Here is a 25,704-nt window from a genome sequence, read left to right on the forward strand (position 1 = left end):
CCATGCGGCTATGGGTGAACCTGATCGCCCTTCTGGCCCTTTCTCTCGCCGTACCGGGACCACCACTGGTCGGCGCGGAGGAGATCCGCGGCTTTGCTCCGTCGGAGCCGCTGGCACCTCTGCCGGCTACCCCGCCGCTGGATCGGGACCGGGTGGCGCTCGGCGGCCGCCTGTTTCACGATACCATCATGTCGCGTCGCCAGACGCTCTCCTGCAGCTCTTGTCACGACCTGTCGATCGGCGGCACCGTGCCGCTGAAGCGGACTATCGGTTATGACGGACGGATGCATGCCTTCAATGCACCCACCATTTTCAACGTCGGTCATAACTACCGGCTCGGCTGGCGCGGGAAGTTCACCTCCCTTGCCCTGCAGAACGAGAGGGTCCTGATCGATCCCAACCTGATGGCCAACGAGTGGGGCATCCTTCTCCCGCGCCTCAGTCGACATCACTACTACGGCGCTGAGTTCAAGAGGGTGTACGGCAACGTACCGGATCGGGAATCCGTCCTGGATGCGCTGGTCAGCTTTCAGCGGTCGCTGACGACCCCGAACGCACCGTTCGACCTGTTCCTGCAGGGTGATACCAACGCCATTTCGGCGCAGCAGAAACATGGCTACGAGCTGTTCAAGGGATATGGCTGCATGTCGTGCCATCAGGGAGCACATATCGGCGGCAACATGTTCCAGATTTTTGGCGTCTTTGCGGACCCCGAAACCGACAGGCTCTCGGCAACCCTCTCCCCGGAATGGCCGCTGAACGACATCGCCCAGGACCAGGAAGCGTTTCGCGTTCCGAGCCTGCGCAACGTCGCGGTCACCGCCCCCTATTTCCATGACGGCAGGGCCGAGACGCTCCGTGAAGCGGTGGCGATCATGGGAAGAAGCCAGCTCGGACGCGAAATCGCCGACACTGAAATAGACGCAATCACCGCATTTCTTGAAAGCCTGACCGGAGAATACAATGGCAAGAGGCTTCAAACCTCTAACGGAGAAGATCGCCGGTGAAGCCTGGCTGATCGTCCTTGCGACGCTTTCTGCGATCTTTCTCGCGGTCATCGCGGTCGGTCGCGACGCAGGACGCCCGGCGCATGAAGCGGTGATGCTGAACCTGAGAGCCGTCGACGTCAACCACGCCTCGCTTCAGCGCGACGTGTTGCGGGCGCGTGCCGGCCTGTTGATGTCCTACGATCCCCTGGTCAATTCCGTGGTCGCGCTGCGCAAGACCGCAGCGACCCTTCACGAGCTGTTCGCCAACAGCTACTTCGGTCCTCGCGGCGAGCTCGAAGCTCTGCTGTCCGAACTTCAAGCCGCGATCGACGCGGACGAAACCCTTGTGGAGCGCTTCAAGACGCGCAACGCCCTCTTGCAAAACTCGATCGGCGTGTTCGGGCAGACCCTGACGGAACTGCATCAGTCGCCTGACGACGGGGTCAAGTCGGTGCTGGATGAGGTCAGCGACCTCGGCAACCTGATGATGCGGTTTTCGACGCGGCCTGACCTTGATCTCAAACGAGCCATCGGAATTCGCCTGGCCCGGCTGGATCAGTCGATCCCCGTCCTTCCGGTCGGAAAGGACATACAGACGCTGACGGCCCACGCCCGCATGATCCTGTCGATCCTTCCGACGGTCGATGCCAAGGTCGCCTCGATGCAGGCCTCCGCCACCCCTTTGCGCGCCGAACGCCTGCAGGCGAAGTATCTGGAGGTGGCAGGGGAGGCCAATGCACGCGCGGCAGCCAGCCGGATGCTGCTCGCGGTGACGGCCATTGCGCTGTGCCTCTACGTCTTCGTTCTTGTCTATCGCCTGCGCAACCAGACCGAAAGGCTGAAGCGGCGCCTGCAGTACGAACAGGTCATCGCCGAGAGCAAGGCGGAGATGTTCAATACAGCACCACGCGATTTCGCCGAGTTCATGAACGGTGCGCTGAACAGGATGACGTCCTTCTTCACCGGAGACTCGTGCTCGCTGGCCATGGTCAATCTCGACAGCGAGGAGATAAAGCAGGTCTACGGACTTGCGGAGGAGGACGAGGAAAATCGCGCCCTCATCATCGACTTCATCCGCGACGTTCGGGCAAAGGACCCTCCCCCTGCGCCCCATGACCGTTCCCCCTATGTCAGCCTCCTGCGGCCCAACGAGCTGACCTACACCCGCGATGCCACGATCCTGGGGCTGGTCGTCGGATCCCCAATGCCAGACCGGCAGATGGCCGCCCTGCTGCTGCTCTTCGATCTCCCGCGCCCGGAACTGGGTACAGACGAGATTACCTTCCTGCAGGGATGCCTTCAGACATTGATCGAGTTCGTCGAGACCAACAACAGCCAGCGCGAGCGGGAGGCACTCGAGCACCGGCTGGAACATGCGCAGCGGCTCGAAGCCGTCGGCACGCTCGCCGGCGGCATCGCCCACGAGTTCAACAACGTCCTGGGCGCCATCCTGGGTTATGGTGAGATGGCTCTCCAGCTGCTGCGCAAGCCCTCGATGACGCGTAACTACGTCCAGGAAATTCTGATCAGCGGCGAGCGGGCAAAGCATATCGTCGACCAGATCCTGACCTTCAGCCGCAAGCGCGAACGGGCGATCAGGCCGTTCAGCGTCACCGAGGCGGTGGCCGACATCCTGCCGCTGATCGAGGTCACCCTCGGCAGCAAGGTGACGCTCATGGCGCACCTGAGCCAGCAGCCCGCCGTCGTGGAAGGCAACCCGATCGAGATCCACCAGATCATCATGAACCTCTGCAAGAACGCCATGGAGGCCTCGTCACGGGGACAGGAGGTGGTGGTCGAGGTCAAGACGATCGAGGTGAGGCGCAGGCGCACCCTGTCTCACGGCGAGATATCGCCCGGCACCTATGTCTATCTGTCGGTCGAAGACTACGGCCCGGGCATCGCGGAACATGTTCTGCCCCATGTGTTCGAACCCTTCTTCACCACGAAATCGACTGTCGGGGGGACGGGGCTCGGCCTGTCGGCCGTTCATGGCAGCGTCACCAGCCTGGGCGGAAGCATCAACGTCCAGAGCGCAGCGGGATCGGGGACCCGCTTCGAACTCTATTTCCCGGCCAGCTCACTCCCGCCTTTGCCGATCAAGAGCTTCTTCGACCAGCGCGCCGTCCCGACCGGGAACGGAGAGCGCGTCGTGATCCTGAACAACGACCGATCCCTGCTTGAAATGTACGAGGAGAAGGTCGCCGCGCTGGGTTACGAAGCCTTGGGCTACCAGAACATCAGGACCCTCAAGGAGGCCATTCACGGCAATGGCACCTCGCCCGACCTGATGATCATCGACGCCGATTCCCTCTCCCTGGACGGCCCCCCTCATTCTCTCGCCGCATCGCTGTCGGCTGGCCGCTACCTCGTGCTGGTCGAGGATGACCGCAAGCAATGTGTCGCAAATCCGGAGATCACCGCGTCATTCCTGAAGAAGCCCTTCAGCTCCAGGGCCCTGGCAAATGCGATCTTTGATCTGATGAACACCGCCCGCTGAACGAGGCGAGGCCGGACCCGCCTCAGCGGAGCAGTGCCGTACTCTCATGAGTGACACGCGGGGATTGCGCGGCGCGATCGCCAGATCCCGAAAAGAGCCGTTGCTATGCCGACTGCATCGACGACGGCAATGGGCGACGCGACCAGGAGGTCGTGCACAAGCCAGGGTATGGTGCCGGCCATCACCCATATGCGCAGGCGGAGTTCGTCGATCTGCATCCTGCCGATCGCAAGGATTACAGTCCCCGCCATTGCACACATGGAGGATGGCCCCGCAAAGGTGAGCAAACCCACAACCAGCATGGCCGCAATCAGCAGAGAAACGGGAACCCAGCGCCAGCACCCGGTGGCTGGCAGCCGCAGCGACAAGGCGACCTGCAAGGCGCTCAGCCAGTTTGCAACTGCTGCCGTCCCGGCCCCTATCAGCGCGTAATGAGCACCAAAGCCCAAGCCTATTCCAAGCTGAACCAGGAGCATGAGCCGACGATTGGGAAAGAACGGCCAGGATATGAGGCAGAGGGCACCGAAGCCTGCCGCGGCTATGGCGACGGGGTTGCCATCGATGACGGGAAGCATCACACGGGCTCCTCGAAGCCGTTACGCGCGATCGACGGTAGTGGGGACATAATCGGGATGCCGGCTGCATGGGCGCGAGCCGGCACTGGCGCCCGGCGGGGCAATGCCGCGGAAAAAAGCGTGCAGGGATCGAGTTCGCCCGGCAGTCTGGCGAGAGAGTTCATAACCACCTCCTCCGTGTGGTCCAACCTTCGTTTCGGCCGCCGTCCGAGGAGACGGCCGGCGTCGCGGATGAAGTCCTAGTTCGTGCCGATGGTCGGGAAATTTCGCTTCGCGAGCGCGAGGCTTCAAACGATATGAAGCCGTGTAATCTGAAACCGGAAGCGGTCCGGCTCGATTAACCGGGCGTTACAAACCACGGATATTGATGTCAAAACTAACACCCGATGCGGGAGCTATTGTGCTGAAGAAAAAGAAGGCTGATATGAAAAGCGTTGAGGCCATGTTCTCCCGGGATGGTCTCGGCTGTTCCCTCTGGAGGCCCAGTCCCTCCAGCTTTGAAGGGCCTTCGGTTTCCGTTGGCCCTTTCTTTTTGCCCTCGGGAATCTCTGCGCCGTGGGAGCGGAGCCGCCCCTCAAGATGACCTGAAGGCCAGCCCGAACTGTCCGTAGCGGGAAGAAGATCGTCGACGCCAGCTCATTGAGGCCTGTCGAGAGACGGGAAGTCGGGATCCGCGGCGTCTACGCGGTAAATGGCACTGCACCAGGTCGAGTACCGTCGATGGTCGTGACGCTCTGGATATCTGTGAGAGCCAGGAAGGTCCCAGTCCCTCAGACCAGCCACTCCGGAGGCGATGGCCGCGATGGCTGGCCGGATGAGATCATCCTCCACGAGGATTTCCAGCCGCAGGACGGGGCGCAAATCGCTCTCCGCTGCAAGCCCGCGATGGAGTTCAATCAGCCCGGCCGCCTGCGCCACGTCATTGGCATCGATCGCAAGGAACTCGAACATCCCGAGGACGGCCAATGCCTCCCTTACCTCGAGCAGGCGGAAGGTCGGGATATTGGCCTCGATCTTCTTCATTTGAAATCTCCGGAAATAACCTCAGGAGCCGGCGAGGCTCGCTGCGACCGTCGTCCGGCATGGGATGCCGAACAGGGACAAGCATTCCAGGAAATTCGGGACACCAGCAGGGACGCGTCGTCCGCCTGATAGCCTGGCGTTCGAGGCGGCAATGCTGCCGCCATCCTCGAAAATGCCCTGGACGCGATCGCGTCTGCATCATTGTGCCCGGTCCGGATGAACCAAGGCTTCGAAGGCATATGCGGGCTGGACACCCGTCGCGCTAGAGCCTGCCTCGGTTGAAGTCACCTCGGACCGCGCCTTCGATCTCGCTTCTCGAAATGCCGAGATCCTTGAGGTAGTAATCAGGCAAGCTGTACAGGGTTTCCGCCGCGCGTCGCCGTCGGCTCCATCGTCGCCAAGCCGCCGCAAGTCCGGCGACCAGCCGCGAGGCCCTGCCTTGAGTTCTCGTACTCCCTGCGAATGATCCGATCAAATGCGTAGTCATCTTCATCCTCCATCGTGATGAGCGGTATGCACCGGCATCACCGGTTGCATGCCCATTTTCTCCATCGGGATGGCCTCGGGATTTCAGGGGGCTGGAATTGTCTTTCGATTGGAACCGGGAAATCGGAGCAACGACATCTTTGTCGCCGAGTTGCCACGGAACGGGCCTGAAACTGCCGCATCGTGCGGACCCTCAGCCGTTGGAGAAAGCCGTACCTCCACGATTCACGGGCGTTTCACCTGCAACCTTTTGCCGTCGACCTGTGATCAAAGGTTGATCTCCAGCCATCACCATCCTGTTGCGCCGACTGGGCGCGACCCGGAGGGTGAAATGATCCCGCGAACAATCTGGCGTTTCGTCAAGCGTTCCCTGAAGGCGGCATTCGCGTCTGCGCACAAGGCGTTCGCCGCAATCGCCCCGCCTCCCTATTGACGCCGGGAGAAATCGCCTTTCACGACCTCCGCCGTCGCCGGTCGTGCACTCTCCACCGGCAGGAGCACGCCCTCGTCCGGTCGCTCCGAGCAGTAATGGGCGATATTTCGGACTGCCTCGACGACGGGCATGGGGATACCGTGGCCCGCCGCAAGTTCGAGCACCGCATCGCAGATGGCCGCCAATTCCAGCGGACGCCCCCGTTCGATATCCTGGAGCATGGACGTCTTGAACGCTCCGAGCTTCGCGCCCTGCAGGAAAATCGATTGCTCATCGATATCGAGCCGTGCGCCGTGGGCCTCGATCAGCGGCGTTACTTCGTGAAGCATCTGGCGCGACACCTTGGCCAGAACGGGTTCGGAAAAAACAGTGCCCAGGCTTGCACCGGTAATCGCCGTCAACGGGTTGGAGATCAGGTTCTTCGCGACCTTGTTCCAGACCGCATCCCTTATCCGTGGCACGATGTCGACACGAAAGCCGCTTCGTTCAAGCAGCAGGCCAAGTTCCGCCAGCCTTGGCGTTACGCGGTCATCCAGTTCGCCGATGGTCATTTGAAGCCCGTTCATGATCCGGACCGTGCCTCGATCGAGCCTCTCGGCGGTGACCATCGTGGTGGTGCCGATTACCTGGCGTGACGATATCACCGTCTTCAGCCGGTTTTCCGGATCGACCGCGAGGATCGGCTGCCCGTCCCAGACATCGTTCCGGCCATCGAAATACCACCATGGGACGCCGTTGACGATCGGAACGACAAGGGTGTCGGCAGAGATCAGATGACGAACGGAGACCGCAAGCTCGGCAAGGTCATAGGATTTCGAGCAGAGGAAAAGGATGTCTGCCGCTGAAAAATGCGACGCCACCCCGGTCTCGGGTCGCAGGTGATGCGTGCCGTCGGTGTCGACCAGACGCAAGCCGTACTGGCGGATGAAATCGACGCTGGCCTGTCTTGCGACCAGCCTGACCCTGGCACCGCCGATCATCAGCCGACCGGCGAGCATGAGGCCGATGGACCCCGCACCTGCGACGCAGACAATCGGATCAGCGGATTTGCCTTGCATTGTCTTACCTTTCGCAGGCGGAACCGGGCGACGGAACGTTTGCTGCGGGACTGTTACAGACAGGTTTCGGCAACACCGCAAACCGCTACAAATGCCATCCGTCAGCATGGGGCATGCTGCTGATCGAGACGCGAGTTCCGGCCACACCCATCGCCTGATGGGCGGCCCTTCGCTTCAACTAATCGACATCCGGCGGCATCAACTGGAATACGTGGACCGACACGGGCTCACCGGGTCCGAACGGGCCTGGCGTCTGCCTTTCTACCGGCGGGAGGGAGCGGAGATAGGCAACCATGGCCTCCATGTCTCGGTCGGTCAGTTTTGCGAGATCGGGCCACGGCATGATGGTGGAGAGAATCCGGCCGTCCGGCCTTTCCCCCGTCCGCAAGGCCTTGATGATTTCCGCCCTGGTCCAGTTGCCGATACCGGTCGTCTTGCTTGGGGTGATATTCGGTCCCACAATCGTGCCGACGTCCGGAATCTGGAAGCCTACATCCGACCCCGCCAGCCTTTGCGCATCCTGTCGTTTTCCGAGGAAATGTCCGGGCGTGTGACAGTGATCGCAATTGCCGATGGTGACCAGATATTCTCCCCTCTGCAGAAGGCTGGCAATGGATTCTGCCTGGCTCGGCTGCGGCAGGAGAAGCGTGGTCAGACCCCAGAGGGCCAATGTGGATCGACATGCCAATACTCTGGGACGAAAGGAAAAAATAGGCACGGCGCTACTCCTGGTTTCAGCTCGCGGCTGCACACGCAGCCGTCCCGCTTCTAGCCAGAGATTGTTGGCCGCAAATGTCGCGCTCCGCCGACAGCCTTTCATTTGCAATCCTTTGGCTTTGGGGCGTGACGAGTATTTTCTTTGATTGTCTAGTCCAGAGGAACAAACTGTTGCGACGGCGAGGGGTACATTCGTCATCGCTTTAATATAAAGATGCGCCCATCTTTCGCGGGGACATCACCGCCATGCATTTCCAGTATCGGCGTCCGTAACATACTCGCAGCGTCCCGACCTGGGACGCAACGTATGGAACCACGCGCGATTTCGCCTGAAGCGACAGGGAGCCGTTCTTCCGGACGGGCATCAACTAGGAGCGGTTACATGCAAGACGTGCATCAAGACTTTCAGGGGGTGCCGGTTACATTGCCGTTGCGGAAGGAGCGTATCCGCCGCATCGCCCGAACGGCGAACGCACCTGCGGTCACCGGCGGCCTGACCCCCTGGCAGATCAGCAGGGTCCTTCACTATGTCGAAAACAACCTCAGCATCTGCATCTCGGTCGCAAAGATGGCTGCCCATGCCAAGCTGAGCGAGAGCCATTTTTCCAGAGCGTTCCAGCTCACCTTCCATGACTCGCCCTATAACTACGTCCTGCGCCAGCGCCTGAACATTTCCCAGATCCTCATGCTCTGCACCGACAGTTCGCTGAGCGAGATCGCGCTGGAAATCGGGATGGTCGATCAGGCTCACTTCAGCAACACGTTCAAGAGGTTCTACGGCGTAACGCCAAAGGTGTGGCGCGAGCAGATGATGGGACGCCGTCGTTTCCCGGGTCCTGACCGTCGCAGCGTCGACAAGGCGGTGCCGGCGGATGGAAATGATCTCGGCCACTGGGTTAGCGCCTAGGCAGCCTGAGGGCGCGCCAATTTCTTCCTGCGAAACGCCGAGGAAGAGCTTTTGCGTCCCCTTCGAGACAATGCGACGACCGGGCGGTGGGCAGGTTCGATGCTCCACGACGCAGGAGAGAGCATTGGTTCAGCCGACCATCATCAGTTGCGCTATCACCGGCAACATCACAACCGTCGATTCGACGCCCTACCTGCCCGTGACGCCGGAGCAGATCGCCAGTTCCAGCCTCGAGGCCGTCAGAGCCGGGGCCGCCATCGTTCATATCCACGTTCGTCATCCGGACGGCCGTCCGAGCATGGAAATGCAGCATTACCGCGAGGTGGTCGATCGGCTCCGCGCGGCCGACGAGGACGTCATCATCAACCTCACGACCGGTCCGGGACAGAGATACGTTCCGAGCGAAGCCGATCCGGCGGTCGCCGCTTCCGGCACCACTCTCATGGTGCCGGAGCGGCGGGTAGAGCACATACTGGCGCTGCGCCCGGAACTCTGCAGCCTTGACTTCAACACCATGTATTCGGGCAACTCCGTCGTCATCAACACGCCGCGCAACCTTGCCATCATGGCCGAGATCATACGCAATGCCGGCGTTCGTCCGGAACTTGAAGTCTTCGACAGCGGTGACATCCAGCTCGCGAACCAGTTCATCCAGGAAGGCAGGCTCGACGCCCCTGCCCTCTTCCAGATCGTGCTCGGCGTGCGTTATGGCGCGATAGCGACGACGGAGACGCTGGCCTACATGAAATCGCTTCTGCCTGCCGGCTCCCACTGGGCTGCCTTCGGCATCGGCCGCTGGGAATTCCCCATGCTGGCGCAGGCCTTCCTGCTCGGAGGCCACGTCCGGGTCGGGCTGGAGGACAACATCTATCTCGAAAAAGGCGTACTTGCCAAAGGCAATGCAGAACTCGTGCGCAAGGCCGCCCGAATCGTCAAGGACCTCGGGGGCTCGATCGCCACGCCGGCGGAAACCCGCGAGATCCTCGGCCTGAAGAGGCAGCTGCCCAAGGCGGCTTGACCGGCGGACCGACAGGCCGGGCTCGCCCGAAACCAATCGCGGTCCCGCATCATCCTCAACGATAACTGGAGCCCCAGCATGTACATCCAGAGCGACCCGCGATCCGCCCTTGCCGCGACCGAAAAGCCGAAGGCAGGCAAGACGCACGACAAATTCTTCGGCTCGCAGTTGTGCCTCTTCTATGGCACCGAGCCACAGGTTTCAGACGACCACGGAGACACCTGGATCAGCCGGGGCGGGAGCTTCGTGGTGGCCTACAGCCGCGGCGCGGAGGGCGGCCTTTTCTCGCGGAGCGGCCAGCCTGACGAGTATGCCGTCATCCTCCCCGAGAAGGACACGTCGGTCGAGATCACCACGGCGGAGGGAACCACCACCGTCCCCGGTTACTCGGTCGCCTTCGTGCCGCCGGGCGAGAGCACGATCCGAATGCTGGCCCCGGGGCCGATCATCCGGCTTTTCACTCCGAAATCTGCCGACATGGCTGCGTCCGCCTCCAATGCAGCGGCGTTCAGCGAGCCTCATCCCAATGTGACGCCCTTCGAACCCTGGCCGGAGCCGCCGGGCGGGTTGAAGCTCAGGTGGTACACGCTCGACGTGCCGGACGATCCGTCGCGTTTCGGGCGGATCTATCGTTGCACGACCTTCATGATCAACTACCTCAATCCCCGGATCGGACCCCGTGAGCGGGATAAGGTCTCGCCGCATCATCATGACGACTTCGAGCAGTGCTCGCTGGCACTGAGCGGCGCCTTCACGCACCACCTGCGCTGGCCCTGGACCACCAACATGAATGTCTGGCGCGAGGACGAACATCTCTATTGCGAGTCTCCGTCGATCTGCGTGATCCCGCCGCCCTCAATCCACACGACCACGGCGGAGGGGAGCGGAGTGAACCAGCTCGTGGATATCTTCGCGCCGCCACGCCTGGATTTTTCGCTGAAGCCCGGCTGGGTCCTCAACGAGGACGATTATCCGATGAGACCGCAGCAGGATTGAATCGGCGATGCCCGGGAGGAGTCCCGGGCATCCTCATCGGCAACGGCGGCCCGGGGCGCGCGTCCAGCGGACGAACCCCGGGCGCGATCGTTCAGGTGGGCAGGACGAGCCCTGCATCGACCAGCGGACGAATAGCGTCGATCTCGCGCTGTATCGCCTCGCTCATCTCCTGCGGGGAATTGACGACGGGCGTCAGGCCGAGCGTTGCGAGCTTCTCCTTGGCCGCCGGCGTGTCGGCCCATTCCTTGATGGCGCCATTGATCGCGCTCACGATCTCCACTGGCAAGTCCTTCGGACCGACCACGCCGAACCAGAGCGTCTGCTCGTAATCCTTGAAGCCCTGCTCCCCGACCGTCGGCACGTTCGGAAGTTCCGACGCGCGCTCGGCCGAGGTGACGGCAAGTGCCCGGACCTTCCCCTCCCGCACATGCGGCAGGTAGTTCGACGGTGCATCGAGGGCGAAGTCGATGTGGCCCCCGAGAAGGTCGGCGAGCAAGGGCGGCGATCCCTTGTAGGGAATGTGGTTGATCTCCACGCCGGCCATCTGGCCGATGATCGCCGCCGCTATATGGCCCTTGGTCCCGGCACCGGGATTGCCGATATTGACCTTGCCGGGATTGGCCCTGGCATAGGCGACAAGCTCCTGCAACGTACCGGCAGGGGCAGACGCGCTGGCGGTCAGGAGTGCCGGGCTCTGGGCGATGATCGTGATCGGGGTAAAGTCCACCTGCGGATCATAGGCGAGGTTCTTCTGGACGACCTTGTTGGCGGCGATCGGCGCGCTGCCGCTCACCATGATGGTATAGCCGTCCGGCGCCGACCGGGCGAGCCGACCGCCCGCCAGTGCACCCGCGGCACCGGCGAGGTTCTCGACGACGAACTGCTGGCCGAATTTTGCCGTTAGCAGGTCGGCCACCAGTCGCGTAATGATGTCGCTCGTCCCGCCCGGCGGATATGCGGATATCACGACGGCTGATTTGCTCGGCCATTGATCGGCCAGGGCAAACCGGCCGGAAGCCAGCATGGCTGCCGTCCCGCCCAGCACCATGAATTCACGTCTGTTCATCTCTTGCTCCTCCCTCCGCCCGCTAGGCGGGCCTCCTCATCGAAAATAGCGTGGTGAAGCCTTTCGCCGAAGGGCCGACTTCCGGTCTTTCGCCTGACGGAACCGCGAGCCTGCAGACACCGTCATTCATCACCCGCAAGCCAATGATCCTCGCCGGCGTGGAACCGGGTCAACTGCTCCGGTCGGTCATCTCCCAGTAGATCGGGATTGACCATCACCCCGCGCAGGCTCTGAATGTAGGTCAGGAACTTGTAGGAGGGTCTCATGCCGGAAAGCACCTGCCAGTCGATCGGCAGCGTATCCGCGGGATTGACCTGTTTCATGACGTCCCTCTCGAACAGCACCTCGAAGGACGCGAGCCGCCACCGCCCTTCCTCCCTGACCGCGCGCGAGAAGAAGCGGCAAAACACATGAAAATCCACTTCCACGTCCTCCACCCGCGCCCGGTTGAAGATCATCGCCGGGCTTTCCACCGTTGCCCGGTCCCCGACCACCTGGGCGAAGGCTGGAAAGACCCAGTGCTTGCTGTTGCCGGTATTGCCCATCCATGTCCGGGTCGCCTCGACATAGGCGTCGCCGCCGCGTCCCTCGTACCAGCTTGTGCGCACGTAGGCGTCCGAATGGAAGCATGCCCGCATCACCTCGAAGCGGCGCTGGTCCCGCGCAAACCGCTCGCGGCGGACCAGATCGAAAAGCTCCTCGCGGTCGAGATGTGCCCTCAGGCGAGTATCGGTATCCTGCAGCATGGCTTCCTCCTGCGACTGCGCGCATCAATTCCGGGGGACGAATGGAAGATCGTCTCGCTCAGTCCGCTTCCTGCAGGCCTTCCTCCCGTACCCGCCTAAACCTCGGCGAGACGATGGAAAGGAGCAGGAGGGCCGCCGCGATCAGTGTTATGAGGCTGAGAGGCGAGGTGACGAAAACGCTGGCATCACCGTGCGAGAGCAGGAGCGCGCGTCGCAGGTACTCCTCCGCCATCGGTCCCAGGATCATGGCGAGGATAAGCGGCGCAGGCTCCGCTCCCACCTTGCGGAAGAAATAGCCGAGCACGCCGAACAGGGCCATCATGTAGACGTCGAACACGCTGTTGTTGATGCTGTAGACCCCGATGGCGACGAAGACGCAGATCATCGGATAGAGAAAGTGGTAGGGCACCGAGATAAGCTTCGCCCAGAGGCCGACAAGCGGCAGGTTCAGGAAAAGCAGCATCAGGTTGCCCAGCCACATGGACACGACGAGCCCCCAGAACAGGGCCGGCTGCTGCGACAGGATTTCCGGTCCCGGCTGCACGCCCTGAATAACGAGGGCCCCGATCATCAGCGCCATGGTCGCGGTTCCTGGAAGTCCAAGCGTCAGCATGGGAATGAAACAGGTCTGGGCTGCGGCGTTGTTCGCCGCCTCCGGCGCCGCCACCCCCTCTATGGCGCCCCTGCCGAACTCTTCCGGATGGCGCGAGACCTTCTTCTCTAGGGCATAGGCGGAGAAGGAGGCAAGCAGCACCCCCGCACCCGGCAGCACGCCGAGCACGACGCCGAGACCCGTGCCCCGCAGGATCGGGGCGACCATCCGGCGCCGATCCTCGCGGGTCGGGAAAAGGCTGCTGACCGGGGCAATTCCGGCCTGCCTGGTCCGTTCGTTCTCCAGATTGGCGAGAATGTCGCCGAGCCCGAAGATACCCGTCGCGACGACGACGAAGTTCAACCCGTCGAGCAGGTTTGGAGACCCGAAGGTGAAGCGCGCCGCGCCTGAATTGACGTCCGTGCCTATCATGCCGAGCATCATCCCGAAGAGCGCCATTCCGAAGGCCGTCAGCAGCGATCCGCTTGCCAGCACCATGGAGGTGATCAGCCCGAGCATGATCAGGGAGAAGTACTCGGCCGGGCCGAAGGTGAGTGCGAGACTTGCCAAAAGCGGCGCGGAGATGGCGATGAAAAGCGTGCCGACGGTGCCCGCGAAGAAGCTGCCGATCGCCGCAGCTGCCAGCGCCCGGCCTGCCTTGCCCTGCTTCGCCATCTCGTGGCCGTCAAGCGTGGTGACGACCGAGGAAGCCTCGCCCGGGAGGTTCATCAGGATGGCCGTGGTGGAGCCGCCATACTGCGAGCCGTAGAAAATGCCGGCCAGCATGATCAACGCGGTGTCGACCGGGAGGCCGAAGGTGAACGGCAGGAGCATGGAAATCGTGGCGATCGGCCCCAGCCCCGGCAGGACACCCACCGCCGTGCCGAGCAGGACGCCCGCGAAGCAGTAGAGCAGGTTCCAAAGGGTGGTCGCCGTCGAGAACCCCACCAGAAGTCCGTCGAATATGTCCATGTCAGAGCTCTCCTTCCGCGTCGTCTATTGCAGCCAGGTGCCGAGGATCGGCATGGGAAGACCGATCAACTGCACGAACAGGATGCAGCAGACGCCGGCGAAGACCACCGATCCGACGAGCGCCTTGGGGTCGAGGCGGAACTTGATGCTGGTTGCAGCACTGAGAACGAGCAGAAGAACAACCGCCACCAGAAGCCCGAGCGGCTCGACGGCGAGGGCAAAAACGACGATTGCCCCGGGCACCAGGAGCATTGGCTTCCAGCGGACCGCCTGGAGTTCTTCCCCGGAGGAAGACATGGAGCGGACGAGAACGGCTATTCCGGTCAGAACCAGCAGTCCCGCGACGATAACCGGGAAATATCCCGGCCCCATGCGCCCGGACGTACCGAACGGATACTGGATCGCGATCGCGAACGCGACGCAGCCGGTCAGGGTAAAAAAGAACCCGAGCAAGCTGTCCTGGCCGATTTTCATGCGAAACCTCCCGAAACGAACACGCGCAGAAGTCCCGTTTGGCCGGGGTCGCCCGTATTCAGCAATGTTGCTGCAAGCCGCTCGACCTCCTCGTCGAAGCGGCTGCAGTTGGTGGCCGGCTAGGATGGGTAGCCAAGGATTGCCTTGACCTCGAGATATTCCTCGAAGCCGAAAAGGCCGAACTCCCGGCCGTTGCCGGACTGCTTGTAGCCTCCGAACGGCAGGCTGCGGTCGAAGGGCGCGCCGTTGAGATAGACCCGTCCTGCCCTTATCCGATTGGCAACCTGTCGGGCCCTGTCCGGATTTGAGGACTGGACGAAGCCGGCAAGGCCGAACGGAGTGTCGTTGGCGATCTCGATCGCTTCCTCTTCCGTCTCGTAGTTGATGATCGATAGGACGGGGCCGAAAATCTCCTCGCGCGCGATCCGCATCCCGCGCGTGACGTCGCCGAAGACCGTCGGGCGGACGAAGTATCCCCGGTTGAGTTCGGCTGGCTGGCCGGGTCCGCCCGCGACGAGGGTCGCACCCTCGTCCACCCCCGCCTGGATAAGGCTCTCGACCTTCTCGAACTGAGCACGGCTGACCAGTGGTCCCATCGTGGTACCGGGATCGAGCGGATCCCCCAGCCGGATGCCGGCCACGGCCTTTCGAGCCGCCTCGAACGCCAGATCGCGCTGTGACCGGTGAACGAGCATGCGGGTGGGCGACTGGCAGTTCTGGCCGGCATTCGTGTAGCAGGCGTGCACGCCCGCCGTCACCGAGGCCTCGATATCGGCATCGCGCAGGATGATGTTGGCCGACTTTCCGCCGAGCTCCTGGGCGACGCGTTTGACCGTATCCGCGGCGAGTTTTGCGACCCTGATGCCGGCAGCGGTCGAGCCGGTGAAAGAGACCATGTCGATATCGGGATGGCTCGCAATCGCCTCGCCCACGACCGGGCCGTCGCCGTTGACCAGATTGAAGACCCCCGACGGCAGCCCCGCATCGTCGATGATCTCGGCGAGCAGCATCGAACTCAACGGCGCCAGCTCGCTCGGCTTCAGCACGACGGTACAGCCTGCGGCCAGTGCGGGCGCGACCTTGGAGGCAACCTGGTTGAGGGGCCAGTTCCACGGCGTGATGAAACCGCAAACCCCGATCGGCTCGCGGCGAATGATCCCGCTGCCCATTCTCTGCTCGAATTCATAGGCCGACAGGACGCGGACCGCCTCCTCGAAATGGAACAGCGCCACCGTAGCCTGGCGCTCGGTGGAAAAGGTGATGGGCGATCCCATCTCCAGCGTCATCAGCCTCGCCAGTTCGGGCAGTTGGGCCCTGAACCCGCGAATGATCCTTGCCAGATACTCGAGCCGCTCCGCGACGCTCGTCTCGCTGTAGGTCCAGAAGGCAGACCGGGCGGCCCGAACGGCGCGATCCACGTCCTCGCGCGTGCCGAGACTGATCTTCCCGAACTCCTCCTCCGTGGCCGGATTGATAACGCCGGTCTCGGCGGCCACGGCCGGATCAACCCAGCCACCGTCGATATAGAATTTCAGCTTTTCCATGGTTCGGCTCATTGGGTGACCGCAGGCTTGGGTTTGAGGACAGTACAGTTTTCAGTCGTCGTCGCAACGCGTTCCCGGTGCCATTCCGCCTGACGGAGCCGGCGGAACATGCCTGAAGGCAAGGCGCCTGCCCGCCTCACAGGTGCCGGCCTTCGTCGACCGGCACGATGATGCCTGTCGAGCTCGTCAGGTTGACGATACAGGCGACGACCGCGCGGGCCACGTCGTCCGGAGTGGTAACTCGTCCCAGCGGCAGTTTCTCGGCGACCTTCTCGAGCTGCTCCCGCGTCCGGTTTGGCACGAAGTCGGTGTCCACCCCCGCCGGCGAGACGGAGAAGACCCGGATTTTCGGTGCCAGCACCTTGGCGAGAGCGATCGTCAGCGAGTCCAGCCCGCCCTTCGCCGCGAGATAGGCAAGGCTGCTGCCGATCCCCGTCCGCGCCGCAATGGAGGAAATGTTGACGATCGCCGCCTTGTCCCCGCGCTCGAGCAGCGGGCGGAAGGCCCGGATCATCGCATACGGACCGCGCAGGTTGAGCATGACGGTCCGGTCGAAGATCTCGTCCGTCAGGCCATCGAGGTCCCCGGCAGGGACGGGCGTGGTCGCGCCGCCGTTGTTGACGAGCGCATCGACCTTTCCGAACCGCTCCGTGACGGCGGCGACCGCGGCTGAAATCGACACCGGATCGTCGATCGAAATCCGCATCGCCACATGGCCGTTCCCGGCAAGTCCGCGCACGACATCCTCGGCCGCATCAAGTCGGCTGTTGTAGCCGACGACCACGGTCCCGCCGAGCGCGGCCAGCCGCACGGCGGTCGCTCGGCCGATCCCGCTGCTTCCGCCCGTGACGACGCTTACCCCTGGCACCGGCAGTTCGGGGATCTTGATCCTGTCCGACATTTTCTTCCGCTCCCCTCCAACGCAGCAGACCGCCTATTCCCTGTAATCGGCAAGAGCCTTTCCCGCGGCTTGCCGGATGAATCCGTGGTCGCTGGAAACCAGCATGGCGCTTGCACCGAGCCCTGTCACGAACTCATGATCGGCCTTGCTCCCGGAAAGCATCATCAACGGCACATTTGCCTGCCGTGCAGCGGACGCAACTCTCGTACTGATTTCCGCGACCTTCTGGCCGGCATCGGGATCGGCCCCGAAGGATGCCGTGAGGTCGCCGCGTCCGATGAAGAGGCAATCCACCCCCTCGACGCGGGCAATATCTCCCGCCCTGTCGACCGCTTCCTGGTCCTCGATCATGGCGATGCAGGCAACCTGGCTGTCCTGCAGGACCATGTGCTCCGTGCCGCCGACGCTTCCCCAGTTGCTCGCCCGGGTCAATCCGGCAAAACCGCGACCACCGCCGGCGTACCGGCAACTTCTGGTAACCGCCTGCGCCTTCTCCACGGAGGTGACATGCGGAACCATGATCCCCATCGCGCCACTGTCGAGCGCCGACAGGATGGCAGCCGGATTGTATTCCGGAACCCTGACCACCGGTGCGATATTGGCCGCCCGTGCCGCGAGGATCATGAGGTCGGTTATCCCCCGGTCGAGGGCGGCATGCTCCTGGTCGATCACCACGAAATGGTAGCCGAGCGCGCCGAGGATCTCGATGACCTGCGTCGTCGGGATCTTCAGGAAGGTGCCGAGCATTCGCTCGCGCGCCAGGAGACGATCGCGGAAGGTCGTGAAGCTCGGTCGTTCACCGGTCATGCTGTCTTCTCCTGCCGAAACGAATGACATGGCTGGGGAACCGTCTCCGCCAGCGACGGATCGACGACCAGCACGACCTTTCCGATCTGCCGGTTCTCGTCCAGGATGGCGTGGGCATCACGAACCTTCCCGAAGGGCAGCGCGTCGTGGATCCGTGTCCGGATGCGACCGTCGGCGATCAGCGGCCAGACCTCCTCCACCAGTTCGCGGGCTATTTGCCCCTTGTACTCCGGGGTCCGTGGTCGCAAGGTCGAGCCGGCGACTGTCAGGCGACGCCGCACCAGCGTCCGCAAGTTCACCTCCGCAACCTCCCCCTGGTGGCTGGCAATGAGGATCAGCCGCCCGTCTTCGCTGAGGAGATCGAGTTGCCGTTGCGTGTCCGGTCCCGCCTGGGCGTCGAGGATAACATCCACGCCGCGTCCGCCGTTTAGCGCCCGGATCTCCGCATCCCAGGCTCCCCGGTAGTCCACGGCCGCGATGGCTCCCGCCTGCAGGCAGATATTCCGTTTCTCGACGCTGCCTGCAGTTGCGAAGACTGTCGCGCGACGCAGGTGCCGTGCGATCTGGATGCCGGCCATGCCGACGCCGCTCGTCCCCCCGTGGATAAGAAGCGTCTCCCCCTCGGCAAGGCGACCGAGCCGGATGAGGTTATTCCATGCGGTAAAGAAGACCTCCGGCAAGGACGCCCCCTCGATGAACGTGAGGCCTGCGGGAACCGGCATGCATTGCACGGCGGGGGCGAGGCAGAACTCTGAATATCCGCCGCCGTTCACGAGAGCGCAGACCGGGGTTCCCGGCGTCAGCGTCATGACCCCTGCCCCGACCTCCTCGACAATGCCGGAGACGTCGAGACCGGGGACCGCCGAGGCACCCGGTGGCGAAAGGTAAAGGCCGCGCCGCTGCTGGACGTCCGGCCGGTTGACGCCGGCGGCGACGACCCGGATCACGACCTCCCCTGCCTTTGGCCGAGGCCGCGGTCGTTCCACGATCCGCAGCACCTCCGGACCACCCGGCTTTTCGATTTCGACGATCTTCACCGTGCTCGTCCGGTCAGTCCGTCAGGCCCACGAGCGCAGCCGGATTGTCCGCCACCATGGTACGCACCTCCGCCTCGGTGAACCCGAGGGCGAGACAAAGCTTGATCGCTTGGCGCATCCCTTCGACCGGGGTCGGATTATCCACCTGCCCGAGGTCCGAGCCGATCGACGATCGTGCGACCCCGGCTGCCAGGATGTGCTCCTTCAGCTCCTGGGGAGAGAAGACGTTGAAGCGGCTGTCCACATAAAGCGCGGCCGACTGTTCGATCAGCGCCCCCATGGCGGCGAGGTCGCGGATGTCGTCATAACTGAAATGCAGCCCGTACATAGGGTGGTTGACCAGGAGCCGCTTCACGCCCCGCGCCCTCGCCTCCTCGAACAGCCGCCAGATCTCCCAGACATGCAGGTGTCCAGAGGAGAGAATGGCGTCGAACTCGGCGATGAGATCGAGGATCTGCTTCACCTCGTCGAGGATATTGCCGTAGCCGTCGACGACGGTAAGCCCGGGAGCGTCCCGCAACTGGACGTTGGAGGCGAGACGGACCTTGCGATGGGCGCTCCTGATATGGTTCGCCGCCTGCGCCGTCGGCATCCAGATGAGCTTGGCGCCCATCTTCAGCTGGGCATCGACGACGAACGGATTGAGGCCGCCGGTCGAATTGTTGAGGACGAGGCCGCTGAACATCGACAGGCCATCGCGGTCGAGGATCCTCTCCATCAAGGGGATGAACGGGGCGACGGAATAGTGATGGTCCTTGAAGAGCACGGCCCTCATACCCGCTGCCGCCGCCTCCTCGGCCGCCTGGAGATGGTCGAGCTGACGCGGCATGGTCGAGGGACCGGAATGGACATGAAGATCGAGTGCGCCGCGCAGCAGCCTTGCCGCAAGAGCCTCGTCCACGCCGGCAATCAGTTCGCGGACCTGTTCGCGATTGCGTTTCGTATCATCTGCGGTGGCCATGCTGTCTCCTCGCTCTGTCCCGGCAGGCTTAGAACTTGACTTGGGCCTGCGACAACCTATCGTCCGGAACGTTCCGCGCATCGAAACGATGTGGAGCACGAGGGGGAGACAATCATGGGAATTCGGTCGATCGAACGTGCAATGAACGTCCTGCAGGAACTCAACCTGCAGCCCATCAATACGATTGCAAGGCTTCACGCGCGGACCAAGCTTCCCAAACCGACGCTCGTGCGCATCCTCCAGACCCTGGAGGAAGCCGGCTATGTGGAGAATGACGCACGCCAGGGGGGCTATCAGGTGACCGCGCTCGTCACCTCCCTCAGTTCGGGCTTCCACAAGGGGCCGATGGTAGTCGAGGCCGGGCGCGCCTGGGCGATCGCCATCACCCGCAAGCACAAATGGCCGGTCGCGATCGCCCTTCCGGATTACGACGGGATGATCGTGCGCTTCAGCACCGTGCCGGACAGCCCGATCTCGCCCTTCCACAGCACGGTAAACCGCAGGCTTGGCATGCTGACCCGGGGCCTGGGGCTTGCCTACCTCGCCTTCGTGGACCAGCAGGAGTTCGACGCGATCACAGACAGCCTCAGGAAGTCGGAAGATCCCGAAAATGCGCTCAGCCACCACCCGGACGACCTGAACCGGTTGATCAAGCAGATCCGCAAGACCGGCTACGCTACGCGTTCCTCGCTGGTGGAGCCCAGAAACTCCAACACGATCGCCGTTCCGATCATCGGCAAGACAGGAAGCGTCCTCGCCACCCTCGGCCTCACCTACTTCAAGTCCGCCTTCGATTCGGACCAGCAGGCCATCGACCGCTTCGCCCCCGTCCTCAAGTCGGCGGCCTCTGCGATCTCGGACGACCTGGACCGCCTGTCCAGCAACATGGCGATCGAGGAAAGCCCGCCTCCGCGAGCATCTTCGGGGAGTGCCTGAGGCTCCGACACGATGTCAGCCGGTCTGGTCGATGTCCCTCATGAATTCCAGCATGGCCGAGGCGAGAGAGACCGGTGCCTCCATGGCGATATAGTGACCGGTCTCGGCGATCGCCCGGGTCCTTAAGGTATTCGGGGCAGCCGCGCTGAACGACTGCGCGGTGAAACTGGACCCCTGCTGGTCGATGGCTAGGACTGGCATTGCCAGAGGCCTGGTCGCGACCAGCGCCTTGTACGCCTCGATGTCTCGCAGGTTGCTGTCATAGATCGTCTGCGCGCCATTCCAGCCACCTGGCCGGGCATAGCCGCGAATGAATTCGGCAATGTCGTCAGCCTGGATGGCATTGGATACTGTTACGGGCGGCGTGAAGATGAACTCGCTCAGCAGTTCCGTCTCACGCCCCTTGAAGAAGCGCTCTGCGGCACCCGGTTTTGCGAGCGTGCCGAAATACCAGGCGATCGTCGGGTGGGCCAGGATTTCGAGGCCGAAACCCGGCAGGCCGGTCTCGACTGCGATGAAACTCTTGACGTCCTGCGGCCAGGTCGCCGCCGCCCGAAAGGCCAGCGGGCCGGAAAAGTCCTGGGCGACGAGGTGAACCGGCCCCAGCCCAAGATGCCCGATCAGTGCGTGAATATCTTCGGCCATGGTGGCGGCCGTGTCGCCGGGTCGGGCGATATCGGAATCCCCGAAGCCCCGCAGATCGATGGCGAACACGCGATGGTTTTCGGCAACCGATGGAATGACCTTGTGGAAAGCCCACCAGGTTTCCGGCCAACCATGGATCAGGAGGACCGGCGAACCGGTATTGCCCGCGGAGACGTAATGCAGGTTCGTGCCGTTCACCACCGCGCGATGATGCGTGATGCCGGAAATGGTCGCTGTCATTGCGGCGCTCCACAACAATATCTTGGTTGTCCTTATCGGAGCACACAACCCGCACTGATTGTCGATGTCAACTGGCGCGGATGGCCCAGGCGTCACCTCACCTCGTCAGAACTGCCAGGTGATCGGAACCCAGGCATAGCCCGCATCGGTCTTGAGCATCCGGCCAAGCCCCGGGAACGGATAGTGGAAGCCGAGAACGAGGAGCCGGTCTGCCGCTGCCATGTCGAATATGCGGCGGCGCGATGCAAGGGCGGTGTCCTTGTCGCGGTCGGGTCCAGGCAGCCAGGGGCGATCGACATTGACGACGGGATGATAGGCGAGATCGGCCGTCAACAGGAGCTGGTCACTCCCGGAATGAACGAGGAAGTTCGCCATGCCGGGAGTGTGTCCGACTGCCGGAAGCGTGGTCAGTCCGGGAACGATCTCCGCCCCTGCCTCGTAGAGCTCGATCCCCCTTGTGACGGGCTCGACACTCCGCTTGATGGCGGCTGCGAAATTGCGGCGGAATTCCTCCGGCACCGGCATGTAGGAAAGGTCGGGATCGTTGCTGACGAAAAAGTCCCAGTCAGCACGAGGGGCAAAGATCGTCGCCCGCGGAAATGCCCTGCCGCCGTCAGCCGTTCGCAGGTTGCCAACATGGTCCGGGTGCGTGTGGGAGACGACCACCACGTCGATATCTTCGGGTCGTAGACCGATCGCCGCCAGGTTGGCGAAGACCCGCCCACCTTGCGGCCCCATCGTCTCTCCTGCTCCGGCCTCCAGGAGTATCCGTCTCCCTTGCGTCTCGATCAGCAGCGTATTGAGGTTGAGCGTCAGGCGATCGGTCGGCAGAAAGGCCTGCCTCAGAACCGCCTCCAGCTCAGCCTCCGGCACGTCGCTGGCATAGACGCGCGGTGGCCCGCCGATCAGCCCGTCACTCAACACCGTCGCCGAAATATCCTCGCCGACGCGAAAACGGTAATACCCGACGTTTCCGCCCCGGGCAGGCGATGACGTCGCCGGAGCGTCCTGCGAAAGCGCGATGCCAGGGGCCACCATCAGCCCCGCTGCACCCGAAGCGGCAGCCAGCATGATCCGCCGGCGGTTTACTGTGATTTCGCTCATCCTCGTCATCCCGTCCATCAGTGGTTCGTGCCGATTGTTTTCCAGCGGTCGGTGGCAGGCGCTGAGCGCCTTCCCGTCTACTACCTGCCTTGAAAGGATGACACGGATGGATCGCGCGGATAAGCTAATCAAACCCGATCAGCTTATTAAGCAAGGCTTTGCAATGCGCCCGCTCCGCCTGGACAATCTGGAGATTTTCGAGGACGTCGTCCGGTGCGGAGGCTTCAGGGCTGCCGCGCTGAACAGGGGCGTCTCGTCCTCCGCGATCAGCCAGTCGATCAGTCTGCTCGAAGAGGCGCTGGGCATCCGCCTGCTGAACAGGACGACCCGGAGCGTCGCGCCGACCGAAGCGGGCGAGCGGCTTCTCCAGCGGCTGAGACCCGCCCTTCACGACATCAGGACGGCCATCGACGATCTCAACCAGTTGCGCGAGCACCCGTCCGGCACGGTGCGGATCAATGCTCCGGGTCCGGCCGCCGACCACATCTTGTGCCCGCTGGCCTTCGGGTTCATGGAAATCTATCCCCACATCAACGTCGAGATCGTCAGTGATGCTGCAATCATCGATATCGTCGAGCAGGGTTTTGATGCGGGCGTCCGCTTCGGAAACCAACTCGCGCAGGACATGATTGCAATCCCCCTCGGACCTGCCCTGCAGTATGCGATCGTGGCATCGCCGGATTATCTCGTCAGGCGCGGCCGACCAGAGACGCCGCAGGATCTTCTGCAGCACGATTGCGTTCGCCGCCGTTTTCCCGGCGGGACCATGGCCACGTGGAAATTCTCGAAAGACGGCGCGGAGGTGGAAATCGCGCCGAAAGGTCGTCTGACGCTGAGTTCCGCGCACCAGGAGCGCCAGGCGGCTCTTGCGGGCGCAGGCATCGCTCATCTGCTCGACGACTATTCCCGTGAGGATATCCGCCAAGGCAGGCTCACGGAATTGCTCGGCGACTGGAAACAGACGCTGCCGAGTTGGTACCTGTATTATCCCGGCCGACGCCACACCAGCGCCGCTGTCCGCGCATTCCTCAGCTATGTCCGCGCCCAAAGATGGGACCGCATCGTCGAGTAATGCGCCACGTGTTCTGCCCGCGCCCAGGACAGGACCGTTTGAGCCTAGAAGGGACCCGGCTCGATATCGCGCGTCACGGCGGACCGGATCTGGCTCCTGGAAATACCGATGTCCTTCAGCAGATAGTCAGGCAGGCTTTCCAGAGCTTCGGTCGCCCGTTGCTGTTTGCGCCGACGCTTCAGCGCATCGGTAAACTTGCTCACAAGCCGTGAAAGAACGCCTCTGGCTGTCTGACGGTCGAGGCTCACAAAATGTGTGGTCATCTTCCATCCTCCATCGTGATGATCGGGACACACCGACACGAGCCGGTGTCAGTTCCCATTCTTTCCATCCCCGTGGCGTCTGAATTTCACGACTGTGGAATTGTCTTTCGAATGGAACCGGAACCCGCGAGCACGGGAGCGACAGGCATGTGCCCCCGTTCGCCAGCGGGCGGCCCTTAGTCCATTGCAAGGCGATCGGGATGTGAAACGCACATCGGCAAGGGATCTCGGGTGAACATGAAGCCGTTCACGACGGGAACATCTTCAAGCCGCAGGCCCGGCAACGTGCTTGTGAGGACGGCGAGGCATTCCTCCAGTTGTGCAAGCCCCAGGGCCCGCCCGACGCAATGGTGAACGCCGGCTCCGAAGGCAAGATGCGGAAAAGGCCCGGGCGCGCGATGAATGTCGAAGACGTCAGGATCGTGAAAGACTTCCTCATCCCGCAAGGCCGACATGATCGAAAGAACGACGAGCGCTCCGCCAGGGATGGTGGTGCCGTCGATGTCGATCGGCTCCGCGGCTATCCTGACCAGGCCGGCAATCCCAGGTTCGTAGCGCATGGCTTCGCGCACGGCGGCCGCCACCAGTTCCGGTCCCTGGCAGACCTCCCGCCATTGCGCCCGGCGCAGGAGGAGATTTCCGGTCATTCCCGCAATGGTCGCGCGCATCGATTCCGTGCCGCCGATGATCAACTGCGTGACCTGGGCAAGCACTTCCTCCCCGCTAAGCTCATGATCATCCGCCGAGGAAACGAGATGGGAGATGATGTCGTCTTGGGGGTCATGCCGTCGCGTCTCGCACAGCGATCGAAGACGGGCAAAGAGATGTCCGGCCGCGTCTGATGAGGAAGCGACATCCTTCTCGCCGGAGGATGGGCGGAAGAATGTACTGAACTGCTGGACCTCGTCGGTAAACGCCGCCTGTTCCTGTTCGGGCACGGCCAGAAGGCTGGCGAGCACATGGATGGGCAGGAGTGCTGCAAAATGACCGACGAAATCGAAGGGTTCCTGTTTCGGGAAGGCCGCGATCAAACGACGGGCAGAGGCGCGGGCATGACGTCTGACGTCGTCGATCAAGCGCGTCGCCAGCGCGTGTGACACGGGAAGGCGACGGGTGGCATGGATCCCGTCATTGGCCGTCAGCATGCCGTTCTGGAAGAATTCGAACAGGTGACCGTCCGAAATGCCGCGTGTTCGGGGAAATGCGGTTTCCGTGGCGCGAAGGCGCTCGTCCTTGCTCAGGCGAACAACCGCTTCATGGCGGAGCACAAAATACCCACCTTCGAAGGCGACGACTGCGCGTCGCTGGCGCCAATAGCGGAAGGCGGCATGCGGATCTGCTTCCAGGTCCTTTACCCGCAAGATCGGCACTTGGTCAGATCCGGAGGACTGATCGTATGCATCTGTCATCGGCATCATGATAATATCCTTTCGTGAAGACACACGATCGGTATCATTTATACTTATTGTATCAAATATATCATTTCAAAAAACGAGTTTCGTTTGAAATGGTTTAAGCGACCGTTGGATCGCGAAGAAACGGAAGAAGTCGTTTCTGCCCTTGAACATGGACGGCGTCTCCGCGGCGGTCGCTTGCGGCCGCCTGATCGCTATCAGAACTATCCAGCGAAAGCCCAGCCCTG

General features: G+C 62.7%; 25 protein-coding genes. 7 read left to right on the forward strand and 18 right to left on the reverse strand.

Features of this window, described 5'->3' with window-relative positions; translation table 11 throughout:
• Positions 1–14: 14 nt before the first annotated feature.
• Positions 15–1,007: a cytochrome-c peroxidase gene (locus ACWGPT_RS02770; RefSeq protein ID WP_452604034.1), complete on the forward strand. Its 993-nt coding sequence runs from the start codon at positions 15–17 to the stop codon at positions 1,005–1,007.
• Positions 964–3,489: a two-component system VirA-like sensor kinase gene (locus ACWGPT_RS02775; RefSeq protein WP_452604035.1), complete on the forward strand. Its 2,526-nt coding sequence runs from the start codon at positions 964–966 to the stop codon at positions 3,487–3,489. Before ACWGPT_RS02770 ends, ACWGPT_RS02775 begins: the two co-directional genes overlap by 44 nt.
• A gap of 44 nt (positions 3,490–3,533) precedes the next feature.
• Here the strand turns inward: ACWGPT_RS02775 and ACWGPT_RS02780 are convergent, their stop codons facing one another.
• The 5 genes from ACWGPT_RS02780 to ACWGPT_RS02800 all read right to left on the reverse strand — a co-directional run bounded on the left by ACWGPT_RS02780 (position 3,534) and on the right by ACWGPT_RS02800 (position 7,884).
• Positions 3,534–4,064 carry a YgjV family protein gene (locus tag ACWGPT_RS02780; protein ID WP_452604036.1) on the reverse strand — a complete coding sequence of 177 codons (531 nt, stop codon included), beginning with the start codon at positions 4,062–4,064 and terminating at the stop codon, positions 3,534–3,536.
• 636 nt (positions 4,065–4,700) lie between these two features.
• Positions 4,701–5,087 carry a P-II family nitrogen regulator gene (locus ACWGPT_RS02785; RefSeq protein WP_452604037.1) on the reverse strand — a complete coding sequence of 129 codons (387 nt, stop codon included), beginning with the start codon at positions 5,085–5,087 and terminating at the stop codon, positions 4,701–4,703.
• A 262-nt stretch (positions 5,088–5,349) separates the two neighbouring features.
• Positions 5,350–5,580, reverse strand: a complete 231-nt coding sequence (locus tag ACWGPT_RS02790) for a DUF1127 domain-containing protein (RefSeq protein ID WP_452604038.1) — start codon at positions 5,578–5,580, stop codon at positions 5,350–5,352.
• A gap of 419 nt (positions 5,581–5,999) precedes the next feature.
• A complete protein-coding gene (locus ACWGPT_RS02795) occupies positions 6,000–7,064 on the reverse strand; it encodes a ketopantoate reductase family protein (protein ID WP_452604039.1) in 1,065 nt (354 codons plus the stop codon).
• 178 nt (positions 7,065–7,242) lie between these two features.
• Positions 7,243–7,884: a c-type cytochrome gene (locus ACWGPT_RS02800; protein ID WP_452604040.1), complete on the reverse strand. Its 642-nt coding sequence runs from the start codon at positions 7,882–7,884 to the stop codon at positions 7,243–7,245.
• 279 nt (positions 7,885–8,163) lie between these two features.
• On the opposite strand from ACWGPT_RS02800, the gene ACWGPT_RS02805 reads away from it, so the two are divergent.
• The 3 genes from ACWGPT_RS02805 (at position 8,164) to ACWGPT_RS02815 (ending at position 10,702) form a co-directional block, all read left to right on the forward strand.
• On the forward strand, positions 8,164–8,688 hold the full coding sequence (locus tag ACWGPT_RS02805; protein WP_452604041.1) for a helix-turn-helix domain-containing protein: 525 nt from the start codon (positions 8,164–8,166) through the stop codon (positions 8,686–8,688).
• Positions 8,689–8,812: 124 nt separating this feature from the next.
• Entirely contained in the window at positions 8,813–9,706 is an 894-nt protein-coding gene (locus tag ACWGPT_RS02810) for a 3-keto-5-aminohexanoate cleavage protein (protein WP_452604042.1), read from the forward strand.
• A gap of 78 nt (positions 9,707–9,784) precedes the next feature.
• The gene (locus ACWGPT_RS02815) at positions 9,785–10,702 is read left to right on the forward strand and encodes a hypothetical protein (protein ID WP_452604043.1); all 918 of its coding nucleotides are present in this window, start codon (positions 9,785–9,787) and stop codon (positions 10,700–10,702) included.
• 91 nt (positions 10,703–10,793) lie between these two features.
• Here ACWGPT_RS02815 and ACWGPT_RS02820 read toward each other — a convergent pair whose 3' ends face one another.
• The 9 genes from ACWGPT_RS02820 to ACWGPT_RS02860 form a co-directional block, all read right to left on the reverse strand.
• A complete protein-coding gene (locus ACWGPT_RS02820; RefSeq protein WP_452604044.1) occupies positions 10,794–11,768 on the reverse strand; it encodes a Bug family tripartite tricarboxylate transporter substrate binding protein in 975 nt (324 codons plus the stop codon).
• A 122-nt stretch (positions 11,769–11,890) separates the two neighbouring features.
• Positions 11,891–12,514: a nuclear transport factor 2 family protein gene (locus ACWGPT_RS02825; protein ID WP_452604045.1), complete on the reverse strand. Its 624-nt coding sequence runs from the start codon at positions 12,512–12,514 to the stop codon at positions 11,891–11,893.
• A 58-nt stretch (positions 12,515–12,572) separates the two neighbouring features.
• On the reverse strand, positions 12,573–14,078 hold the full coding sequence (locus ACWGPT_RS02830) for a tripartite tricarboxylate transporter permease (protein WP_452604046.1): 1,506 nt from the start codon (positions 14,076–14,078) through the stop codon (positions 12,573–12,575).
• Between the two features lie 24 nt (positions 14,079–14,102).
• Entirely contained in the window at positions 14,103–14,552 is a 450-nt protein-coding gene (locus tag ACWGPT_RS02835; RefSeq protein WP_452604047.1) for a tripartite tricarboxylate transporter TctB family protein, read from the reverse strand.
• A 119-nt stretch (positions 14,553–14,671) separates the two neighbouring features.
• Positions 14,672–16,096: an aldehyde dehydrogenase family protein gene (locus ACWGPT_RS02840; RefSeq protein ID WP_452604048.1), complete on the reverse strand. Its 1,425-nt coding sequence runs from the start codon at positions 16,094–16,096 to the stop codon at positions 14,672–14,674.
• Between the two features lie 136 nt (positions 16,097–16,232).
• Positions 16,233–16,997 (reverse strand): SDR family NAD(P)-dependent oxidoreductase, encoded by a 765-nt coding sequence (locus ACWGPT_RS02845; RefSeq protein ID WP_452604049.1) that lies wholly within the window; start codon positions 16,995–16,997, stop codon positions 16,233–16,235.
• Between the two features lie 33 nt (positions 16,998–17,030).
• A complete protein-coding gene (locus tag ACWGPT_RS02850) occupies positions 17,031–17,804 on the reverse strand; it encodes an HpcH/HpaI aldolase family protein (protein ID WP_452604050.1) in 774 nt (257 codons plus the stop codon).
• Positions 17,801–18,841, reverse strand: coding sequence for an NAD(P)H-quinone oxidoreductase (locus ACWGPT_RS02855; protein WP_452604051.1), 1,041 nt, complete (start codon positions 18,839–18,841; stop codon positions 17,801–17,803). Before ACWGPT_RS02855 ends, ACWGPT_RS02850 begins: the two co-directional genes overlap by 4 nt.
• Positions 18,842–18,854: 13 nt before the next feature.
• Entirely contained in the window at positions 18,855–19,802 is a 948-nt protein-coding gene (locus tag ACWGPT_RS02860) for a DUF6282 family protein (RefSeq protein WP_452604052.1), read from the reverse strand.
• A gap of 114 nt (positions 19,803–19,916) precedes the next feature.
• Here ACWGPT_RS02860 and ACWGPT_RS02865 point away from each other — a divergent pair, with 114 nt between their 5' ends.
• Positions 19,917–20,738: a helix-turn-helix domain-containing protein gene (locus ACWGPT_RS02865; RefSeq protein WP_452604053.1), complete on the forward strand. Its 822-nt coding sequence runs from the start codon at positions 19,917–19,919 to the stop codon at positions 20,736–20,738.
• A 15-nt stretch (positions 20,739–20,753) separates the two neighbouring features.
• Here ACWGPT_RS02865 and ACWGPT_RS02870 read toward each other — a convergent pair whose 3' ends face one another.
• Both ACWGPT_RS02870 and ACWGPT_RS02875 read right to left on the reverse strand, forming a co-directional pair.
• Positions 20,754–21,623: an alpha/beta fold hydrolase gene (locus ACWGPT_RS02870; RefSeq protein WP_452604054.1), complete on the reverse strand. Its 870-nt coding sequence runs from the start codon at positions 21,621–21,623 to the stop codon at positions 20,754–20,756.
• A gap of 105 nt (positions 21,624–21,728) precedes the next feature.
• The gene (locus ACWGPT_RS02875; protein ID WP_452604103.1) at positions 21,729–22,694 is read right to left on the reverse strand and encodes an MBL fold metallo-hydrolase; all 966 of its coding nucleotides are present in this window, start codon (positions 22,692–22,694) and stop codon (positions 21,729–21,731) included.
• A 130-nt stretch (positions 22,695–22,824) separates the two neighbouring features.
• On the opposite strand from ACWGPT_RS02875, the gene ACWGPT_RS02880 reads away from it, so the two are divergent.
• Positions 22,825–23,799: a LysR family transcriptional regulator gene (locus ACWGPT_RS02880; protein ID WP_452604104.1), complete on the forward strand. Its 975-nt coding sequence runs from the start codon at positions 22,825–22,827 to the stop codon at positions 23,797–23,799.
• Positions 23,800–23,843: 44 nt separating this feature from the next.
• Here ACWGPT_RS02880 and ACWGPT_RS02885 read toward each other — a convergent pair whose 3' ends face one another.
• Together ACWGPT_RS02885 and ACWGPT_RS02890 are read right to left on the reverse strand one after the other, a co-directional pair.
• Positions 23,844–24,062 (reverse strand): DUF1127 domain-containing protein, encoded by a 219-nt coding sequence (locus ACWGPT_RS02885; protein ID WP_452604055.1) that lies wholly within the window; start codon positions 24,060–24,062, stop codon positions 23,844–23,846.
• Positions 24,063–24,238: 176 nt separating this feature from the next.
• Positions 24,239–25,480, reverse strand: coding sequence for a cytochrome P450 (locus ACWGPT_RS02890; protein WP_452604056.1), 1,242 nt, complete (start codon positions 25,478–25,480; stop codon positions 24,239–24,241).
• Positions 25,481–25,704 lie beyond the last annotated feature (224 nt).

Source organism: Pseudorhizobium sp. NPDC055634 (assembly GCF_053618655.1).

Bases quoted from the DNA above. Each gene is read 5' to 3' on its own strand.
- ACWGPT_RS02775 (WP_452604035.1), top strand. From the start codon at position 964: ATGGCAAGAGGCTTCAAACCTCTAACGGAGAAGATCGCCGGTGAAGCC.
- ACWGPT_RS02780 (WP_452604036.1), bottom strand. From the start codon at position 4,064: ATGCTTCCCGTCATCGATGGCAACCCCGTCGCCATAGCCGCGGCAGGC.
- ACWGPT_RS02785 (WP_452604037.1), bottom strand. From the start codon at position 5,087: ATGAAGAAGATCGAGGCCAATATCCCGACCTTCCGCCTGCTCGAGGTA.
- ACWGPT_RS02790 (WP_452604038.1), bottom strand. From the start codon at position 5,580: ATGAAGATGACTACGCATTTGATCGGATCATTCGCAGGGAGTACGAGA.
- ACWGPT_RS02795 (WP_452604039.1), bottom strand. From the start codon at position 7,064: ATGCAAGGCAAATCCGCTGATCCGATTGTCTGCGTCGCAGGTGCGGGG.
- ACWGPT_RS02800 (WP_452604040.1), bottom strand. From the start codon at position 7,884: ATGAAAGGCTGTCGGCGGAGCGCGACATTTGCGGCCAACAATCTCTGG.
- ACWGPT_RS02805 (WP_452604041.1), top strand. From the start codon at position 8,164: ATGCAAGACGTGCATCAAGACTTTCAGGGGGTGCCGGTTACATTGCCG.
- ACWGPT_RS02815 (WP_452604043.1), top strand. From the start codon at position 9,785: ATGTACATCCAGAGCGACCCGCGATCCGCCCTTGCCGCGACCGAAAAG.
- ACWGPT_RS02820 (WP_452604044.1), bottom strand. From the start codon at position 11,768: ATGAACAGACGTGAATTCATGGTGCTGGGCGGGACGGCAGCCATGCTG.
- ACWGPT_RS02825 (WP_452604045.1), bottom strand. From the start codon at position 12,514: ATGCTGCAGGATACCGATACTCGCCTGAGGGCACATCTCGACCGCGAG.
- ACWGPT_RS02830 (WP_452604046.1), bottom strand. From the start codon at position 14,078: ATGGACATATTCGACGGACTTCTGGTGGGGTTCTCGACGGCGACCACC.
- ACWGPT_RS02835 (WP_452604047.1), bottom strand. From the start codon at position 14,552: ATGAAAATCGGCCAGGACAGCTTGCTCGGGTTCTTTTTTACCCTGACC.
- ACWGPT_RS02840 (WP_452604048.1), bottom strand. From the start codon at position 16,096: ATGGAAAAGCTGAAATTCTATATCGACGGTGGCTGGGTTGATCCGGCC.
- ACWGPT_RS02845 (WP_452604049.1), bottom strand. From the start codon at position 16,997: ATGTCGGACAGGATCAAGATCCCCGAACTGCCGGTGCCAGGGGTAAGC.
- ACWGPT_RS02850 (WP_452604050.1), bottom strand. From the start codon at position 17,804: ATGACCGGTGAACGACCGAGCTTCACGACCTTCCGCGATCGTCTCCTG.
- ACWGPT_RS02860 (WP_452604052.1), bottom strand. From the start codon at position 19,802: ATGGCCACCGCAGATGATACGAAACGCAATCGCGAACAGGTCCGCGAA.
- ACWGPT_RS02865 (WP_452604053.1), top strand. From the start codon at position 19,917: ATGGGAATTCGGTCGATCGAACGTGCAATGAACGTCCTGCAGGAACTC.
- ACWGPT_RS02870 (WP_452604054.1), bottom strand. From the start codon at position 21,623: ATGACAGCGACCATTTCCGGCATCACGCATCATCGCGCGGTGGTGAAC.
- ACWGPT_RS02875 (WP_452604103.1), bottom strand. From the start codon at position 22,694: ATGCTGGCTGCCGCTTCGGGTGCAGCGGGGCTGATGGTGGCCCCTGGC.
- ACWGPT_RS02880 (WP_452604104.1), top strand. From the start codon at position 22,825: ATGACACGGATGGATCGCGCGGATAAGCTAATCAAACCCGATCAGCTT.
- ACWGPT_RS02885 (WP_452604055.1), bottom strand. From the start codon at position 24,062: ATGACCACACATTTTGTGAGCCTCGACCGTCAGACAGCCAGAGGCGTT.
- ACWGPT_RS02890 (WP_452604056.1), bottom strand. From the start codon at position 25,480: ATGATGCCGATGACAGATGCATACGATCAGTCCTCCGGATCTGACCAA.